Annotated in this window: 17 protein-coding genes; 5 read left to right on the top strand and 12 right to left on the bottom strand. The window is 56.2% G+C overall.

Annotation, left to right across the window (positions count from 1 at the left end; all coding sequences use genetic code 11):
• The first annotated feature begins 98 nt into the window (after positions 1–98).
• Positions 99–1,178: a phytase gene (locus FIV46_RS13315; protein ID WP_181163240.1), complete on the top strand. Its 1,080-nt coding sequence runs from the start codon at positions 99–101 to the stop codon at positions 1,176–1,178.
• A gap of 119 nt (positions 1,179–1,297) precedes the next feature.
• Here FIV46_RS13315 and FIV46_RS13310 read toward each other — a convergent pair whose 3' ends face one another.
• The 5 genes from FIV46_RS13310 to FIV46_RS13290 all read right to left on the bottom strand — a co-directional run bounded on the left by FIV46_RS13310 (position 1,298) and on the right by FIV46_RS13290 (position 6,849).
• Positions 1,298–2,719, bottom strand: coding sequence for a sodium-dependent transporter (locus FIV46_RS13310; RefSeq protein ID WP_219846121.1), 1,422 nt, complete (start codon positions 2,717–2,719; stop codon positions 1,298–1,300).
• Positions 2,720–2,754: 35 nt separating this feature from the next.
• A complete protein-coding gene (locus FIV46_RS13305) occupies positions 2,755–4,599 on the bottom strand; it encodes an acyl-CoA synthetase (RefSeq protein WP_181163239.1) in 1,845 nt (614 codons plus the stop codon).
• A 73-nt stretch (positions 4,600–4,672) separates the two neighbouring features.
• Positions 4,673–4,978: an Mpo1-like protein gene (locus FIV46_RS13300; RefSeq protein WP_139941418.1), complete on the bottom strand. Its 306-nt coding sequence runs from the start codon at positions 4,976–4,978 to the stop codon at positions 4,673–4,675.
• Between the two features lie 324 nt (positions 4,979–5,302).
• Positions 5,303–6,493, bottom strand: a complete 1,191-nt coding sequence (locus FIV46_RS13295) for a PP2C family protein-serine/threonine phosphatase (protein ID WP_139941417.1) — start codon at positions 6,491–6,493, stop codon at positions 5,303–5,305.
• A 53-nt stretch (positions 6,494–6,546) separates the two neighbouring features.
• Positions 6,547–6,849: an STAS domain-containing protein gene (locus FIV46_RS13290; protein WP_139941416.1), complete on the bottom strand. Its 303-nt coding sequence runs from the start codon at positions 6,847–6,849 to the stop codon at positions 6,547–6,549.
• 353 nt (positions 6,850–7,202) lie between these two features.
• On the opposite strand from FIV46_RS13290, the gene FIV46_RS13285 reads away from it, so the two are divergent.
• Together FIV46_RS13285 and FIV46_RS13280 are read left to right on the top strand one after the other, a co-directional pair.
• Positions 7,203–8,096, top strand: coding sequence for an ATP-binding protein (locus FIV46_RS13285; RefSeq protein ID WP_139941415.1), 894 nt, complete (start codon positions 7,203–7,205; stop codon positions 8,094–8,096).
• A gap of 59 nt (positions 8,097–8,155) precedes the next feature.
• Positions 8,156–8,932: an enoyl-CoA hydratase/isomerase family protein gene (locus FIV46_RS13280; protein ID WP_139941414.1), complete on the top strand. Its 777-nt coding sequence runs from the start codon at positions 8,156–8,158 to the stop codon at positions 8,930–8,932.
• A 28-nt stretch (positions 8,933–8,960) separates the two neighbouring features.
• On the opposite strand, the gene holA is transcribed toward FIV46_RS13280, so the two are convergent.
• The 4 genes from holA to FIV46_RS13260 all read right to left on the bottom strand — a co-directional run bounded on the left by holA (position 8,961) and on the right by FIV46_RS13260 (position 13,735).
• Positions 8,961–10,013 carry a DNA polymerase III subunit delta gene (gene holA / locus FIV46_RS13275; RefSeq protein WP_139941413.1) on the bottom strand — a complete coding sequence of 351 codons (1,053 nt, stop codon included), beginning with the start codon at positions 10,011–10,013 and terminating at the stop codon, positions 8,961–8,963.
• The gene (locus FIV46_RS13270; RefSeq protein ID WP_139941412.1) at positions 10,010–10,561 is read right to left on the bottom strand and encodes a hypothetical protein; all 552 of its coding nucleotides are present in this window, start codon (positions 10,559–10,561) and stop codon (positions 10,010–10,012) included. The genes holA and FIV46_RS13270 overlap by 4 nt, the downstream gene beginning before the upstream one ends.
• 28 nt (positions 10,562–10,589) lie before the next feature.
• Positions 10,590–13,157: a leucine--tRNA ligase gene (leuS, locus tag FIV46_RS13265; RefSeq protein ID WP_139941411.1), complete on the bottom strand. Its 2,568-nt coding sequence runs from the start codon at positions 13,155–13,157 to the stop codon at positions 10,590–10,592.
• Positions 13,158–13,282: 125 nt separating this feature from the next.
• Positions 13,283–13,735, bottom strand: a complete 453-nt coding sequence (locus FIV46_RS13260; protein WP_181163238.1) for a DUF3576 domain-containing protein — start codon at positions 13,733–13,735, stop codon at positions 13,283–13,285.
• Between the two features lie 402 nt (positions 13,736–14,137).
• Between FIV46_RS13260 and FIV46_RS13255 the strand changes: the two genes are divergently transcribed.
• Positions 14,138–15,049: a hypothetical protein gene (locus FIV46_RS13255; protein WP_139941409.1), complete on the top strand. Its 912-nt coding sequence runs from the start codon at positions 14,138–14,140 to the stop codon at positions 15,047–15,049.
• A 34-nt stretch (positions 15,050–15,083) separates the two neighbouring features.
• Here the strand turns inward: FIV46_RS13255 and FIV46_RS13250 are convergent, their stop codons facing one another.
• On the bottom strand, positions 15,084–15,593 hold the full coding sequence (locus FIV46_RS13250) for a thiamine phosphate synthase (RefSeq protein WP_219846120.1): 510 nt from the start codon (positions 15,591–15,593) through the stop codon (positions 15,084–15,086).
• Positions 15,594–15,762: 169 nt separating this feature from the next.
• Here FIV46_RS13250 and FIV46_RS13245 point away from each other — a divergent pair, with 169 nt between their 5' ends.
• Positions 15,763–16,425, top strand: a complete 663-nt coding sequence (locus FIV46_RS13245; protein WP_139941407.1) for a YggS family pyridoxal phosphate-dependent enzyme — start codon at positions 15,763–15,765, stop codon at positions 16,423–16,425.
• Positions 16,426–16,550: 125 nt separating this feature from the next.
• Here FIV46_RS13245 and FIV46_RS13240 read toward each other — a convergent pair whose 3' ends face one another.
• Together FIV46_RS13240 and FIV46_RS13235 are read right to left on the bottom strand one after the other, a co-directional pair.
• A complete protein-coding gene (locus tag FIV46_RS13240) occupies positions 16,551–17,093 on the bottom strand; it encodes a L,D-transpeptidase family protein (RefSeq protein WP_139941406.1) in 543 nt (180 codons plus the stop codon).
• Positions 17,094–17,138: 45 nt separating this feature from the next.
• The gene (locus tag FIV46_RS13235; RefSeq protein ID WP_139941405.1) at positions 17,139–17,408 is read right to left on the bottom strand and encodes a hypothetical protein; all 270 of its coding nucleotides are present in this window, start codon (positions 17,406–17,408) and stop codon (positions 17,139–17,141) included.
• Between the last annotated feature and the right edge of the window lie 18 nt (positions 17,409–17,426).

Raw genomic sequence — 17,426 nt, 5'->3', positions numbered from 1 at the left:
CAATGCTGTAACACTTGGGTGTATTATTTATGAGAATTACTCTCAAATTCCAAACTAATCCGTTTACTACGCTATTCAGACATCAGGACGATCAGAATATGAAACCTACCGGACTTACTGCCTGCCTGCTTCCGCTTGCTTTTCTCGCCGCCTGCGGAGAACAAACAACTGCCCCCGGAAAGGACACCGGTCCGGTACAAGTCACCGCCGCCATGGAAACCCCCGCTGTTGAAACCGGCGGCGACGCCGCCGACGACATGGCCATCTGGGTCAATCCGGCGGATCCCGAACAGAGCCGCATTATCGGCACCCAGAAAAAATCCGGCCTTTATGTCTATGACCTGAAAGGCGAAATTGTGCAGTTCCTGCCCGACGGACGCATGAACAACGTCGACCTGAGAGACGGCTTTGACCTGGCCGGCCGCAACGTCACCGTCGTCGCCAGCACCAACCGCACCAACAACAGCATCAGCCTTTACGCCATTAACCCGGACACCACGGAACTTTATAATGTGGCCAACGGCGTGCAGGCCACCGGCTTCGAGGACCCTTACGGTCTGTGCATGTATCACAGCACCCGGGACGGCAATTTTTATGTCTTTGCCAATGACAAGGACTTCGGTGACTACAAGCAATGGAAGCTGGTCGCCACTGAGGACGGCAAGGTCGGGCTCGAAACCGTCCGTCAATTCACCGTCGGTGACCAGACGGAAGGCTGTGTGGCCGACGACAAGACCGGCGAGCTTTACATCGGCGAGGAAAATACCGGCATCTGGAAATATAACGCCGAGCCCCAATCCGATGAACACCGCCAGCTGGTCCGCCTGATCGACAACAAATCCCTGACCGCCGATGTGGAAGGCCTGGCCCTGTATCACACCAAAGCGGACAAGGGTTACCTTGTCGCCTCGAGCCAGGGCAGCAACACTTACGCCCTGTTCGACCGGGACAATGGTTATGACTATGTGGGCTCTTTCGAGGTGGTGGATGATCCGGAGACCGGCATTGACGGCTCCCAGGAAACCGACGGCCTGGAAGCGCTCAGCACCCCTTTGCCCGGCTATCCCCAGGGCGTATTCATGGCCCAGGACGGCTTCAACACCCTGCCCGAGGAAAACCAGAACTTCAAGCTGGTGGACTGGCGCAAGATTGCCCAAGCCCTGAAACTTCGGCCCTGAAACTTCGGCCCTGAAACTTCGGCCCTGAAACTTCGGCCCTGAAACTTCGTCCGTAACCAACTCCGGAATTAAAAAGGCCCCTGTACAGGGGCCTTTTCGCGTCGTTTTCGGTTCCGGTATCAGCCGGCCATGGCGCCGTTGAACAAGCCTTCCAGACTGTCCATCAACCAGCCTTCGGTCACAAAGTTGATGAAGATCAGCCCGACCCCGATCGGGACAACCACCTTGATCAGCAGGCGCCAGAATTTGAACAGTCCGCTGTCCTCGAGACCCAGCTCTTCCAGGAGCGCGGTCCGTTTCATGACCCAGCCGGCAAAGAAGGCAATCATCAGGCCGTTGAGCAGCATGAACACATTGGCGGAGAAATAATCCAGCAGGTCAAACACCCCCTTGTCGGCGAAGCGCTGGATAAATCCCAGCGGCTTGACGTCGCTCATGACATTGAGAGACAGGGCCGCCAGCACGCCCACCGCCCAGGTTACGGCACCGGCAAGGAAAGTCATTTTGAGGCGCATATGCGGCACCCGCTCCTCCAGGTAAGACACCATCGGCTCCAGCAGGGAGATGGTTGACGTCACGGCAGCAAAGGTGATCAGCAGGAAGAACAGAATCCCGAACAGCTGACCGAACGGCATGCCGTCAAACACCACCGGGAGGGTGACAAACACCAGTCCCGGTCCGGCCTGCGGATCAAGGCCATGGGCAAAAACGATCGGGAAGATCGCCAGTCCCGCCAGCAACGCCACCAGGGTATCGGCAAAGGCCACCCCGCAGGACATTTTCGGAATGGAAATATCCTTGGTCAGGTAAGCACCGTAGGTCATGATCGCGCCGCTGCCCAGCGACAGGGAGAAAAAGGCCTGACCCGCCGCCTCGAGCACGCTTCTGCCGGTCAGTTTGCTGAAGTCCGGCACGAACAGGAAATCCATTGCCTTGCTGGTATCCCCGGCATAAAGCGCATAGGCCACCAGCACCAGCAGGATAATGAACAGGGCCGGCATCAGGATCTCCACCGCCTTTTCGAGACCGCCTTTCACCCCGCGGGCGACAATGCCCATGGTGATCAGCATGGCGACCGTCTGCCAGAAGATCATCACTACCGGATCGCTCATCATACCGTTGAACGTATTTTCAACGGTGGTTGCGTCGACGCCTGTCAGAGCGCCTGAGCCCATTTTCACCACATAATTCAGGGTCCAACCGGCCACCACGCCGTAAAAGGACAGGATCCCGATCGGCACCAGGACGTATGACCAGCCCAAGGCATTCCACAGGCGCCGTGCCGGCTTGTCCTGGCCGATATGGGCCAGTGAATTCACCGGGCTCATCTGATAGCGCCTGCCGATCAACAGCTCGGTCATCACCACCGGAATGCCAAACAGAATCACCATGCCGATATAGAGAAGTACAAAGGCGCCGCCGCCGTTTTCCCCCACCACATACGGAAACCGCCAGATATTGCCCAGTCCTACGGCGGAACCGATCGCCGCCAGCAGGAAGGTAAAGCCGGACGACCATTTTTCATGTTTGGCTACAGCCATATTCATATCCCTCTTTTTCTATCGTATGCGAATACTCAGCCTATGATTTCATATCTGAAAGCATAAGCTCCCAGAATGGTCCCGATTTTTTCCCTGTCCTCCCCCGAAGCCCCCGGCTTCAGGGATAGTATGACCATGCTGCCATGAACAGGATGCGCCTGGACATCTATGGTATCGAGTCCCGAAATCCCGGCCAGCGCCTTTATGCATTCACGTTTTGTCGCGTCCAGCCTGAGCGCAGGTTTGAACGGTTTTCCAACCGCCGTCAACGGTAAATTCTCCAAGAAGTATATTTCTTTCGGAATTGCCGCTCTCTCGGCAATATTCTGCCTTGAAAATTCCAAAAGATCCGATTTTATTTCCCCAATTCCCGGCTTTAGAACAACATAAGCGACCGGGAGCTCGCCGGCATAGGGATCCGGCTGCCCGACCGCCGCCACCTGGGCGACTGCCTCGTGCCTGGCCAGGGCATTTTCAATAATAGCTGGATCAATATTGTGCCCGCCACGAATGATCAGTTCCTTGGTTCTGCCGGTCAGCCAGAAATAGCCGTCTTCGTCCTGACGTCCCCGGTCCCCCGTATTCAGCCAGTCACCATCAACCCAGATATGCGCGTTGGCGTCCTCCTGCAGGTAGCCGGGAAAAACATTCGGGCCACGGATGACCAGGGCACCAATTTCGTTGACATCACTGTCGCGCAGATAGTGCCCGCCTTCATCCAGTTGCACGGATTTCATATCCTGATAAGGCAGGCGAAACCCCACCGAGCCCGCCCGCCGCTCGCCGGCGCGCGGGTTACAGGCACTGACACAGGTTCCTTCCGTGAGGCCATATCCTTCCAGAATGGACAGACCGGTAGCGCTCTCGAACCGGCGAATGGTTTCCCTTGGCATCGGCGCCGCCCCGCAAATGGCATAGCGCAATGAAGAGACATCGCACGCCCCGATCGGCACATTCAGCAGGCTTGCGTAGAGGGTGGGAACGCCCGAGAAGAACGTCACCCGGTAGCGTTCGATCAATTTCCAGAAATTGCCGATGACATCGGGCGTCCGGTATCCGCCGGGAGTGGCCAGCAGCACCGTCGCCTGTTGCAGGAAACAGGAAAGACCGGTCACGATGGCGGCATTGACGTGGAACAGCGGCAGTCCGCAAAGCCCGACAGAATCCTGGTCAGTCGCCCCGACAAGCGACGTCATCAGGGCGTCAGCCACTTCATTATAATGGGTATGGCGGGCAAGTTTCGGCACACCGGTGGTGCCGCCCGTATGGAACAGAGAGGCTGTGTCCCCCGGCTTGATGACCCGGCCGCTGTCCAGGGACGTGGCAGTATAGGTTCCAACAACCGGGTTATAGTGAATAATCTTTTCGCCATCCTGGGGCAGGCCGCCAACCTGGACCAGCGCCTCGATAGAAGGACATTGCTGCAGAACCTGCACGGCTTTTTCCCACATCTCGCTGCCCGGCATCGGACCGGGCGCCACCAGAATTTTTGTGCCTGCCGCCTTTGTGATTCCGACGATATGCGCCACTTCCAGAAATGGATTGATCGGATTGACGATCCCGGCAGCTTCCCCGCCCCACAGGAAGAAATGGGTTTCGGGCAGATTGGGCATAATCAGGGAGACCACATCGCTGGAGCCCATCCCCAGATCGTTTAAAAAATTCGCAGTCTGGTTGATCCGGCTGAAAAGGTCTTCATAGCTGTACTGTATCGGCGGCTCTTCGTCCGCGGCGGTGCCGACAAACATGAGCGCTGTTTTGGTTGGCATTTCGCGTGCCCCATGTGCAAAAACAGCATAGCTTGTATCAATTTTTCCAAGCCGGTCACTCAAGGGAACCTGCTCGATTTTCTCAATATCTTCCAGCGTGGCAATCTGCACTATTTATGTCTCCCAAAGCTGTGGCTGGAAACTCAACCTGATGTTTGAAATTATTTAAGAAAACCCGAGCCTGTCAAAAGGATACCCTGCCCAGCAGCATATCCCGAAACATGACAAAGTCACCCACGAGGCTGTAGAAAGGATATTTGAACGTCGCCGGCCGGTTCTTTTCGAAAACAAAATGTCCGATCCAGGCAAAGCCATACCCCAGCACGGGCAACAGCAGTAACAGCAAAAACTGGCCGCTGATCACCGCATAAAATGCCGTGAGAATGACAAGGCCGGTACCGAGAAAATGCAGCCGGCGGCAGGTACTGTCCGAATGTTCCGACAGATAGAAGGGATAAAACTCCCCAAATGATTGAAAGTCCCTGTCCATTTAACACTCCCTTTTTGCGGTATCTTAGCTGCAAAAAAGCCCGAGTCTCAAGCATTTCGTGAGTCCCGATTTGGGACGTCTGGAATCGCCCCCTAAACTCAGTCAGTTACACATGCCCCTCGCGATTGCCCGACAATATGTTAGCATATGCTACAATTACCGTGTCGCAATAGGGGTATTGAGCATGTCCAAGCCGCAGATAGAGAATTTTTTCGTTGCTTTCCTGATATCCTACGTCCTGTCCGTACTGATCATGATTAACCTGTCAGCCTGATGCACATAGGCTGACCGACGTACGGCACAGTATAACGTCCGGGGGAAGGATTATGTTTCGAGCGCTCGCAGGAAAACCGCTGTCATGTCATCCTGATAGGGAGGACAAAGGGTTTGCTCGATATTTTCAGACATGACCTCACAAACAGTCAATCCGGCCCGGTTGTCCAACAGTGACTTTCGAAACAATTCTTCGAGCCCCTCATCCCCCAGGGGCACCCCGCTCCTGTCGGGAGTCTCGGTCAGCACATCGCTATAGAGGAACAAAAGGTCACCCGTCGCAAAGGATACCTCGCGCCGCTCGAACGAAGCCTCTGCCATGGCGCCCAGCGGATAACCGGTCGGGTCAAGCAGTCTGATTTCCCCGCTCCCCTGTCGGCCGATCATCGGTGTCGTGGATGCCGCGCTGGAATAAACCAGCGTGCCGGCCGGCACATCAATATAGCCACACAGCATGGTGGCATATTGTTCGACCGGCAGCAGCCGATGAAGCTGCCGGTTCAGCTCTTTCAGGTAGATCTCCGGCGAGGGAATATTTTCCGCATGATCAATAAGAGAATGCAAGCGGAAGGTATTCAGTGCGGCTGTCACACCGTGACCGGCAAAATCCACAATGTAGAAAAACAGCCTGCCGTCCTCCATCACCCGCATCCCCCAGAAATCCCCGCCAAGTTCGTCCGAGCTTTCATAATTATAGCGGACCCGAACCCGATGACTTTGTTCCACCTGCTGAAGAAAATTCCGCCCGGGCATCAGCGCTTTTTGCATCTCTCGCGCCACTTCCAGATCTCGGGTCAGGCGGGAACGATAACCCTTCAGGTCGCGAAGCATAATCCGGTTTTCCAGATGAATACGCGTTCGCGAAACCAGTTCCAGGGGCGATAACGGTTTGGAGACAAGGTCCGTTGCGCCTGCCTCAAAAGCCTCAGCCCTTTCCTCGGGCTCGGACATGGCAGTCTGGATCAGAATGGGAAGATCAACATAGAGCTCGTCCTGACGCAGGGCCCGGCAGACTTCGAACCCGTCCATATTGGGCATGATAAGATCAAGGATGACAATATCAGGATTTAACTTTTTGACTTTGTCCAAAGCGTCCAGGCCGTCGACGGCAAAATGCAAATTCTCAAAACCGCTTTTGCCCAAATATGAAGAAATGAGGAGCCGGTTGAGTTCCACATCGTCCACAATGAGTATACATGCAGATAATGCTTCCTGACTTATGGATGGTTCATCGACCCCCATATTTTAAACCTTTGTTGCCTCAAAAAAGGGCCGGAAATCCGGCCCGGTCTATGTCACACTATTTCAAACATTTTGTCGAACTGCGCAACATCAAACATTCTTTTCACCTGACCCTGGGGCTGTTTGAGGACGAGCCTGGAAGACAGCTTACCCACTTCATCCTTGGCCAGCAGAAGCATGCCAAGCCCGGCGGAGTCAATAAACTCAACGCCTGACAGGTCCATAACATTTTCCGGCGCCGAAGCCTCGTGCATCTTTCTGATAATTTCCCGAAATCCCTCCAGGTCGGAGAACGTAATTTTCTCGCTGAGAACTGCTTCAAAACTGTCATTTGCCGTTTCCAGTCTGTATTTCATGGCCTTTCCTCTGAAATATGAAAACCTTCCTGATTTGATATTTTGTTTTGTACAATTAACTCAGTCAGCGGGAAAAAGTTCCATTGAATTGCCAGTCAGAACAAATGTTACCAAATTCGAATGTTAGACGTCAAAAATTAACAAGGCTTTAAGCCTCTGCAACTCCAGCTATAAATTTAGACTCCCCTGAAGTAGATTGATTTATAATGATAATACCCCACTTTTAACGTGCTGGTAATTATTTCCTACTAGCATGATACGCGCAATAATTGCACATATACATTCGAAATTCAGACGCAGGATATATTCCTGCTCACTATATTCGCACAAAATATATGAAACAATAATCCCCGATGACTGTTGTAATCTTTAAAAATGCCGGATTGTCCCCTGAGGAGCTGGATATTGTCCTGGGCGAAGACTGGCTGCGCGTCAAACAAACCGACAACATGAAGGAAGCGATCGACATGCTCCTGGATACCTGCTCACGGGAGCAGGAGCCAAAACTGGCAATCCTTTTGAGTGACCAGTCGCTCCATGAGGTGGGACACCAGTTGATCCGTCAACTTGACGAGACAAAAGTCCTGCGCACTGTGCCCCTGGTTGTCGTCATTGACGATGAAGAGTCCTATGACAGATTGAGAAAAGAATATAGCGGTAGCCTCTACTGGCTGCATAAACCCTTCAGGATGATCTCCCTTACCTCCATCCTTAACTCTGCGCTGGAAGACTATCTGCAGCGGAAAAAACTGCGGCATGAAGTGAAGTCGCGAGAATCAGTGATCGGCTATATCCAAAAAGGAACCTTCCGGCTCAAAAACTTTCCCGACGCCGAGAAAACCGCCACCATGCTGTCACTCAGCTGTCCCGAACCTGACCGGATCGCCCTTGGCCTGTTTGAACTCTTGGCCAACGCGATCGAACATGGCAACTTGGGCATAACCTTTGACGAAAAACGTCGCTTCCTTGAAACTGGTACATACCGCGAAGAACTCGACCGACGGATGGCGCTGCCGGAAAACAGGGACAAATTTGTCGAAGTGGAATTCGAACTGACAAACAATGAAGTCGTCTTCCGGATTACCGACCAGGGTAACGGCTTCGACGTGGAAAATTATATTTCTGCCAAGATCGAACCGACTCCCCTGCCGCTCGGACGGGGCATTGCCCTGGCCCGCGAAACCAGTTTTGACACGCTGGAATATTTGGGCAAAGGCAACATCGTTCGCGCCACCGCCCGTTTTTAGAGGTTGCTCTCCCCCACGGGCTCGCTATTCTGGCAACTGTTCAGCAAGAGAGAGTCATCATGGCCCACGCCGAAATTTACTTGAGAATTACAGACAATATTGCCTGGCTGGTTCTGAACCGGCCGGACAAGAAAAACGCCCTTGATAAATCCATGTGGGAGAAAATTCCCCGGCTTGTGGAGGAGGCAACCAGGGAATCTCACGTCAGGGTGCTGATTATCCGATCAGAAGATTCGGGTTTTTTCTCGGCTGGCGCCGATATCAGCGAATTCACCCTTTTCAAGAACGACAAAGCCGCGCGGGACGAAAACCGCAAGGCGATCCGGGCCGCCTGCCGGGCCCTGGAGCAATGCCCGCTACCTACCATTGCCATGATTCAGGGCGCCTGCGTCGGCGGCGGCTGCATGCTGGCGCTGTGCTGCGATATCCGGCTCGGCAATGAACGATCAAAATATGGCATCACCCCGGCCAAACTGGGCCTGGTCTACGGCCTTGGCGACACCCGGCGGCTGGTGGATCTGGTCGGGCCGGCCCGGGCCAAGCAGATCCTGTATACGGCCGGTATCTTCACGTCCGACCATGCCCTGCGCATCGGCCTGGTCAATGATATTTTTCCCGATGACAAACTGGAGGAGGAAACCCTGAATCTGGCCGAGCAGATGATGGCCAATTCCGGCTACAGCCTGCGCCATCTCAAGCAGAATATCGCCCGGGTTCTGAATGGCGAGCGCGAAGATGACGAAGCGTCAGAGGCCCTGTTCAATGCCGCCTTTGACGGTCCGGACCACCAGGAAGGCGTCGATGCCTTCCTGAACAAAAGGAAGCCTCAATTTTAAGATGCGGTGAATTTAGCGCCTTGGGAATTTAACGCCTGGCCCGCGCCGCATTGGCAATCCTGAGGCAGGCCCGGGCGCAGATGGTTTCCGCCGGCATGTCCGTGGTCTTGCAGTCCTGCTCCGCCAGCATGACAATTTCCAGCGCCCGGCTGAGGCTGTCCGTGGTCCATTTGCCGAGGTGCGCCTTGAACTGGGCCGCCTCCATCGGAAACACCCGGGGCATCAGTTTGCCCATGGCCTGCTCCATTCCCTGTCCCTGGTCCATCATCCCGCGGACAAAATGCATGCGCTGCAGGCGCCGGGACACCGCATAGAGAATACTGATGGGATTTTCCCCGCGATTGAAGGATTTGAACAACACATCGTCAAGATTACGCAGGTCGCCGCCACTGGTCGCTTTGGCGATCATATCCAGGGTCAGGGCGCCGCTGTCACCGACACAGGCCCGGGCATCGTCCAGCGTAACCGTCAGCGTCTGTCCTTCCGGCACCTTGCCCATATAGGTCACCAGCTTTTCCAGCTCGCTCCTGGATATCATGCGGTCGCTGCCCATATTGGCCTGCAGGTAGGCCACCGCATCCGGTTCGATGCGCAGGTTATTGTCCCGCATCACTGACAGGATCAGCCCCTCCAGCGCCGCCTGGTTGTCCTCGTAACAGGGAATGGCGGCCGCATTCTTGGCGCCTTCAAACAGCTTGCGCAGCCCGGAAGACGGCTTCAGGTTGCCGGCCGCAATCACCACCAGGCCGTCTTCCCGGTTCGTTTCCTGTGCGCTGTCGAGAAAAGATTTGGCGGCTTCCCTGGCGTTCTCCCCGGCCCCGTCCACCCGGACCACCCGGCGGCCGCCCATCATGGAAATAGCGGCGGCCTCGTCAGCCAGAAGCGCCGGTTCGGACTTCAGGGTATCGGGATCAAGGCTCGCAACCAGAAACGGATCTTTCAGATCCTCAACCACCTGCCGTGCAATCTTCTCGGCCCGCTCCCGCACCAGCCCCTCATCAGGGCCATAGACCAGCACCGCTACATATTTGGGGTCCAGTTTTTTGACCTGGCTTTCAATGTCGCGGTATTGAATCTTCATTGGCCGGCCGAGACCTCTTTCTGCTGTTGCTGCTGGCGGGCGCTGAAAAAGGCGCCGATCCGCGTGGTGATCCGGGTGGTTACTTCCTCCGACAGCCGTTTCAGCGCCGCATTGCGGGCCACCATGTTGGAATAGTCCGACTGCACCAGGTCAAAGGTCACCAGCGCCCGGGCCGCATCCTCCATCACCTTTTCGCCGGTCGCAATATCCTCGAGGATATAAAGCGCTGTCAGCTTCAGACTCTGGGCCGTAACCGATTCATCCTCGGTAAAGCCATAGCCGTGCTCTTCCACCTGGAATTTGATGTTCAGGGAATATTCCACCGACGCCTGCGATCCTTTGGCCCTGAGCCGGCTCATCATATTATTGCGGATAACCTGGCCGATACGGGAATTGCGCCCGTCAGCATCGCGGATATCCTCGACCCGGATGTTGGCCATGGTCTGTTCCAGCTCCCGGCCCTGACCGGACGCGCTGCCGTACATGGGCCGGAAGCCACAAGAGGCAAGGGTCATCAGCAATAAAGCAACTAGTCCGGTTCTGAGCATGTAACCTGCAGGTTCCCTATGAGACAATCTAGACAACAATATTAACGATCTTGTTGGGCACCACAATCACTTTGCGGATTTCCTGGCCCTCAATACTGCTTTTCACTTTCGGCAGTTCAAGCGCCAGCCTCTCCACCTCGGCCTTGTCCATGTCCTTGGCCACTTCCATGGTGTCGCGCAGCTTGCCGCGCACCTGGACCGCAATGGTGACAGAACTTTCCTGCATCAGTTCGGCCCGGGCCACCGGCCAAGGGGCATTGGTCACCAGACCTTCGCCGCCAAGCTGTTGCCACATTTCCTCGGCCAGGTGCGGCATCATCGGCGCGCACAGCTGGACGATAGTCACCAGCGCTTCATGCAGGGCAAAAAGATCGCCGTCACTGCCATCGCAATCAAAGGCGCCGATGGCGTTGGCGAATTTATACAGCTGGGCCACAGCGCTGTTGAAATGGAAATTCTCGATATCCTTGCCGACCTGGGCGATGCTCTGGTGGCTCATGCGGCGCAGGTCCTGGGCCTGCTTGCTGAAGGCTGCCGGCTCGTCGGACGCAACATCAGCGGTCGCCTCAATATTGCCGGTCACCAGCCGCCACAGACGCTGGCTGAAGCGCCAGGCACCCTCGATGCCTTCCTCGGTCCATTCCAGGTCGCGCTCCGGCGGGCTGTCGGACAGCATAAACCAGCGGGCCGTGTCGGCGCCATACTGGTCGATGATTTCCGTCGGATCGATCACATTCTTCTTCGACTTGGACATTTTGATGGAGCGGCCGACCGTCACCGGCTCGCCGTCCTTGCGGGTCAGATAACTGCCGTCTTCCTGCTTCACCAGCTCGGCCGGGCTGATCCAGGCGCCGGCCCCGTCCTGATAGGTCTCGTGGCACACCATGCCCTGGGTGAACAGGCCGTCAAACGGCTCGTCAATATCCAGCAGGCCAACCTTTTTCATGGCCCGGGTAAAAAAGCGGGAATACAACAGATGCAGGATCGCGTGCTCAACCCCGCCCACATACTGGTCCACCGGCAGCCAGTAGTCGGCCGCCGCCCGGTCAAACGGCAGCTCCGAAGTCGGCGAGGTGAAGCGGGCAAAATACCAGCTGGAATCGATGAAGGTATCGAAGGTGTCCGTTTCCCGGCGCGCGGGCTTGCCGCAGGACGGGCAGTCCACATTCTTCCAGCTCGGATGATGGTCCAGCGGGTTGCCCGGCTTGTCGAAACTGACATCGTCCGGCAGTTTCACCGGCAGGTCAGCCTTCGGCACCGGCACCACGCCGCAGCCGTCACAGTGGATCACCGGGATCGGCGCCCCCCAGTAGCGCTGGCGGGACACGCCCCAGTCGCGCAGACGGAAATTGATGGTGCGTTCGCCCACGCCCATTTCCTCGGCCTTGTCGATCATCGCCGCCTTTGCTTTGGCATTGTCGAGGCCATTGAGGAAGTCACTGTTGATCATGATGCCGGGCTCGAGATAGGCCTCGCGGTCAACCTTGAAGTTACCGTCGCCGTCCGGGGAGACCACGGTGCGCACCTCCAGGCCGTATTTATGGGCGAAGTCCAGATCGCGCTGGTCGTGGGCCGCGGACATGAAGATGGCGCCGGTGCCGTAATGCATCAGCACGAAATTGGCGACAAAGACCGGCAGTTCCCGTCCGGGCTCGAACGGGCTCGTGGCCTTGATCCCGGTATCGAAACCTTTCTTTTCCATCTTCTCGATGGCTTCCTCGGTGGTCGCACCTTTGCGGCACTCCTCGATAAAGGCCGCCAGCTCCGGATTGTCAGCCGCCAGCTTTTCCGCCAGCGGGTGGTCAGCCGCCACCGCCATGCCGCAGGCGCCGAACAGGGTGTCCGGCCGGGTGGTATAGATTTCCAGACTGTCGTAGCCGTCGACACCATGGATGCTGAAGTTCAGTTTCAGGCCTTCCGAGCGGCCGATCCAGTTTTCCTGCATGGACCGGACCTTGTCCGGCCAGCGCCCGAGGGACGCCAGCGCCGTATTCAGTTCGTCGGCAAAATCGGTGATTTTCAGGAACCACTGGCTCAGCTTGCGCCGTTCCACCGGCGCGCCGGAGCGCCAGCCGCAACCATCCACCACCTGTTCATTGGCCAGCACCGTATTGTCCACCGGGTCCCAGTTAACCCAGCTTTCCTTGCGATAGACCAGACCGGCTTCCAGGAAATCCAGGAACATGGCCTGTTCCTTGCCGTAATAATCGGGATCGCAGGTCGCGATCTCCCGCGACCAGTCCAGCGACAGCCCCATCTGCTTGAGCTGGCCCTTCATATGGTCGATATTTTCATAAGTCCATTTGGCCGGATGCACCTTGTTTTCCATGGCGGCATTTTCCGCCGGCATGCCGAAGGCGTCCCAGCCCATGGGATGCAGCACATTAAAGCCGGCAGCGCGACGGTAGCGCGCCACCACGTCACCCTGGGTATAGTTGCGCACATGGCCCATGTGAATGCGGCCGGAGGGATAGGGGAACATCTCCAGCACATAATATTTCGGTTTTGACGGATCTTCGGCGGCCTTGAAGGTTTGCTGGTCATCCCAGACTTTTTGCCATTTTGCTTCGGTCACACCGGCATTATAGCGTGTCATTCTTATACTTCCTGATCTCTGGTCCTGATCTTAAATCCCTGATTTCAAATCAAGGAGGACCCGTCGCGGCACAGCCAATGACGGATCCTGTGTTTTTGGTGCCTGTTGTTTCCGGCGGCAGCCGGTCAGTTTTTCAGCGGGGCATTATTCCGCCGCAGCGCCCTTGCCTGCAAAAGAATCGCATTGGTCAGCTTAAATTCGGCCCCGGGACGCGGCCCGACGCTGACCCAGTCACCCTCCTGCTTCTGCTGCCGGTGGATCACCACCTTCACCGCATCGGCCCGCAGCTTTTTGCCGACGATCTGGATTTCTGCCTTGGTGCGCTCGCTGGCGTCACGCGGATTGGTCTGCCAGTCGGTCAGAATCACACCGCTGGACTGGTCAGCCTGCAAGATCGGCATGAAATTGATGGTATCCAGGCTGGCCCGCCACAGATAGGCATTAACACCGATCTGATAGACTTCTTCTGCCGCTTCGAGCCTGGCTTCGGATGCCCCTTTGTCACCGCCGCCGAAAATGCTGCAGCCGCCGAGGGAAAACATCATTGCCGCCAGAATTGAAAGTGCGGCAAACTTCACGCCCATCCCCTGTCTGCCTCCTGCCATTGTATTTTTTATCCGCTTAAAAATCATGCAACTTCCATTCGTCTGTTACGCATCAGTAATTCGTTGTTTTTCCTGTCACCAGGTTTTCACAATCCGGGGCATCATACCCCTTGACTTTCGCTTATTAAAGCTGTTTATCCGTTTGTCTGAAATCAGACAAGATTTTCTTGGCCAAACTGTGTCCCGCCGTCGGGCCACGCGGCAGTTGCCGGCGGACAAACCTGCTGACAAAATACATCAGCATCAGCGCCGAATGCCATGGAATCCATTTGATTTTTCGGCGGCAGACTTTATACTGTCACACTATAACAATAAAGATCAGGCAGTCTTTGTGGGTAGCTTGAAAAGTAACCAGAATATAATGAGGAAACACCCTTGAAACGGCCCACTGGCACATTGATACTGGCAAGCACCGTCGGCTTTATCCTGACCGGCACCGTTGCCCATGCCCAGATGAAGGTGGAAACCGTTTCCTTCGAGATGCAGCCGCTCTCTGTTTCTTTCGACGAATCCCGGCAGACCCGGAAACAGTCACAAGGTCATTCTGACGAGGTGGAAATCATTCTTGATGAGCCCACTGCAGAAACCGCCGATCAGTATATCTATTTCACCGACCCGGCCGAAGAAGAAAACCGCAAAAAGAAAGCCTCCTTCAAGGTGGAAAAATCTTCTGAAAGCAAGCCGTCCATATTGTTCAGCATGCAGCCCATGGATATCTCCAGCGGCGGCGTACAATTGTCCAGCGGCCTGTTCGACGGCCTGATGGCGGGCAACCAGGTGACCTTCTCCTACGGGCCGGCCGATCGCAGCATGGATCCGGATACCTTTGATATTTCAGTGGGCTCCAGCTTCCTGGTCAGCCCCTCATCAATCCTGTCACCGCTTTATGACGGGTCCCAGTACGACCTGCGCAACCGGCAGGTTTACAACCTGTCGCTGGATCTGGCCTATGCCGGATTTTCCATCGGCGCCTCCTTCAGCCGGGAAAAAAGCCTGTCAGAACAGAACCTGAGCGGCTATGACGTGGGCCTCGGCTACCGGGGCCGCAGCTGGTTCACCGATTTGCGCTTTGCCGAATACCGCCGCAGCCAGGAATATAATTATCTGTCCTCTACCGTGGATTATTTCGACAAGGTTTATGCGCTGGAACTCGGCGGCGGCTACAGCCTGCGGCCGAACCTGCATTTCACCGGCCGCTTCACCTATTACACCTATGGCCAGAATGCGGAACAGGATCCCCTGTCCGATACCCAGGTCTTTATCCTGGGCACCAACGTCAATTTCTAGGCGTCAATTTCTAGGCGTCAATTTCCAGGAATTTCTATCCTTCGTAGCCGCGAATGGAGGCCAGCCCCGCCAGAGTGCTCTGCCTGAGTCGCGGCGCCGTGTCGACATTGAGTCCCCCGAGTGCATAGACAGGTATGTTGCTCCGGCGGCATAACGTCCTGAACCGACAGGCGCCAAGAGTCCGCTCGGGACGGGAAAAAGTCTCGGCGTGGCTGTGGGTGGGAAACACCGGGGACAGCAGGACCGCGTCGGCGCCAAGACGTTCGGCCCGCAAAAGGGCTCGAGCGGAATGGCAGGACGCAGTAAACAGGAAAGTCTGATATGTCTGCCGCAACCGGGGTAGACGGTCAATCAGCCGCTCGGGCAGGTGAACCCCGTGAGCCCCAACCCGATGGGCAAGGGCAGCATCGCCGCCGACAAAGAAATAAAGCCGGCGCCGCTGACACATTTCCGCCAGTCGGGCGGCCAGAACCTCCCGTTCTGGATGATCATAATCGCGAAGAATAACCACACTGGTGGCCGGCAGACGGTCAGGGATCTGCACCGGATCAGGGTGAACTCCCGTGTCCGTCAGGTAAAGGGCTGGCCCAAGTGGCAAGTCAATCAGAGTTTCCGACCCGTGATGTTGATTTGTCCGATTGAGCTCTGCAGCGATTGCTGCTAGGGTCTGGCGCTGTAAAGACATGGCCCTATAGTAACACAGGACAGCTTTTGTGACCAGAGCCCTCGAAGACGTACTGAGCAAAATTTCCGCCGCCGCCGAAGCCGCCGGCCGCGCCCCCGAAAGTGTCCAACTGGTGGCGGTGTCCAAGGTGCATGGCGCTGACGTCATCACGCCGGTGCTGGAGGCGGGACAACGCCTGTTCGGGGAAAACCGGGTCCAGGAAGCAGCGGACAAATGGCCGGCGCTCAGGGAACAGTATCCTGACGTGCGCCTGCACCTGATCGGGCCGCTGCAAACCAACAAAGTGCGCCAGGCGGTGCATCTGTTCGATGTGATCGAGACCGTGGACCGGCTCAAACTGGCCCGCACCCTGGCCCGGATTTTTGAGGAGGAAGGCATTCGCCGCGAGGTCTATGTCCAGGTCAATGTGGGACGCGAGGAGCAGAAGGCCGGCATCAATCCGGACGAGGCCGACGCCTTCATCGACCTGTGCCGTGACGAGTTGAACCTACCCGTGACCGGACTGATGTGCATTCCGCCGGCCGGCGAGGACCCGGCCCCCTATTTCGGCCTGCTGGCCGGGATTGCCCGGCGCAACAACATCGGCATCCTGTCCATGGGCATGAGCGGCGACTTTGAAATCGCCATCAAGCACGGCGCCACCCATGTGCGGGTCGGCACTGCGGTGTTCGGCACCCGACCGGGCTACTGAACTCCCTTCAGGAAGTTGTCTAAAAAAACCCGGCACCCTGAAACCAGGGGCCGGGAGTGGAAGATATCAGACGCATGAAGTCCAATAAGAAATTCTGTTGGTTGCCGGAAGGCCGGGGATAGAGTCTAGTTGACCATTACTTTCAATGTTGTCTCAGGCGACAAATTCGGCAGCAGTTCCAGCAGGTGTTCCTTCTGCAGAGCGACACAGCCTTCGGTGCCTTCAAAGCTTTCCGGGTCGTTGCCGCGGGCCACATGCAGGAAGATGGCGCTGCCCTTGCCCGGCACCACCGGGTCGTCATTCTGGCCCAGGACGACCAGCACGTCATAGAGCTCATCCTCCCGCCACAGCCGCTCCGCCCGGGCGTGATAAGGCAGCATCACCGGCTGGTTATAGGCGGCATCCTCGGGGTCATCGCACCAGCCGTCTTCCTCCAGGATGGCCAGCATGGGCACCTGGCTATAAATCGGCTTAGACAACTTATCAAAGCGATAAAAAACGGTTCTCAGGGGAAACTGCCCCACGGGAGTTTTATGATCCCCTTCCTGCTTGTCCACCACAAGACCCTGTTTCCCAAGGGCACAGGGAAATATGCGGTCCCCGGCTTTCAACACCCCGCGACAGGGATTGTCATTGGCAGGCTCTACAATCAGTTCCTTCAGCAACATTTTATGTCCTCCAGTGTTCTCTGCTTTATCGTCGGGTTCCGTGGCTTAGGCCAGGTTATCGATTTCATGGGCCAGGTTAGTGCCCTTGTCAGTGGCGATGCGCTCCAGAACCCGGATCCGCTCCTCCAGCTGATCGATACGGGCCAGGCAGGCCTTCATCTGCTGCTTGCTGCAGTAGCTGTCCGACAGCCCCAGCTCGCTTGAAAGCTCGTCAAAATCGATACCTTTGTCGTGCTTTGACTTGATCCAGTACATGATCGCGCTGCCAAGTGTGCTAACCAGCACGATAAGGACGATCATTTCAAAAACATTCATGTTCCCCTCCGCGGATAG

This window comes from Emcibacter nanhaiensis (genome assembly GCF_006385175.1).
GTDB lineage: Bacteria > Pseudomonadota > Alphaproteobacteria > Sphingomonadales > Emcibacteraceae > Emcibacter > Emcibacter nanhaiensis.
The sequence above is the reverse complement of the archived record's forward strand: the minus strand, read 5'-3'. Positions and strand labels throughout refer to the sequence as shown.

Bases quoted from the DNA above. Each gene is read 5' to 3' on its own strand.
- FIV46_RS13315 (WP_181163240.1), top strand. From the start codon at position 99: ATGAAACCTACCGGACTTACTGCCTGCCTGCTTCCGCTTGCTTTTCTC.
- FIV46_RS13310 (WP_219846121.1), bottom strand. From the start codon at position 2,719: ATGGCTGTAGCCAAACATGAAAAATGGTCGTCCGGCTTTACCTTCCTG.
- FIV46_RS13300 (WP_139941418.1), bottom strand. From the start codon at position 4,978: ATGGACAGGGACTTTCAATCATTTGGGGAGTTTTATCCCTTCTATCTG.
- FIV46_RS13295 (WP_139941417.1), bottom strand. From the start codon at position 6,493: ATGGGGGTCGATGAACCATCCATAAGTCAGGAAGCATTATCTGCATGT.
- FIV46_RS13290 (WP_139941416.1), bottom strand. From the start codon at position 6,849: ATGAAATACAGACTGGAAACGGCAAATGACAGTTTTGAAGCAGTTCTC.
- FIV46_RS13285 (WP_139941415.1), top strand. From the start codon at position 7,203: ATGACTGTTGTAATCTTTAAAAATGCCGGATTGTCCCCTGAGGAGCTG.
- FIV46_RS13280 (WP_139941414.1), top strand. From the start codon at position 8,156: ATGGCCCACGCCGAAATTTACTTGAGAATTACAGACAATATTGCCTGG.
- holA (WP_139941413.1), bottom strand. From the start codon at position 10,013: ATGAAGATTCAATACCGCGACATTGAAAGCCAGGTCAAAAAACTGGAC.
- FIV46_RS13270 (WP_139941412.1), bottom strand. From the start codon at position 10,561: ATGCTCAGAACCGGACTAGTTGCTTTATTGCTGATGACCCTTGCCTCT.
- leuS (WP_139941411.1), bottom strand. From the start codon at position 13,157: ATGACACGCTATAATGCCGGTGTGACCGAAGCAAAATGGCAAAAAGTC.
- FIV46_RS13240 (WP_139941406.1), bottom strand. From the start codon at position 17,093: ATGTTGCTGAAGGAACTGATTGTAGAGCCTGCCAATGACAATCCCTGT.
- FIV46_RS13235 (WP_139941405.1), bottom strand. From the start codon at position 17,408: ATGAATGTTTTTGAAATGATCGTCCTTATCGTGCTGGTTAGCACACTT.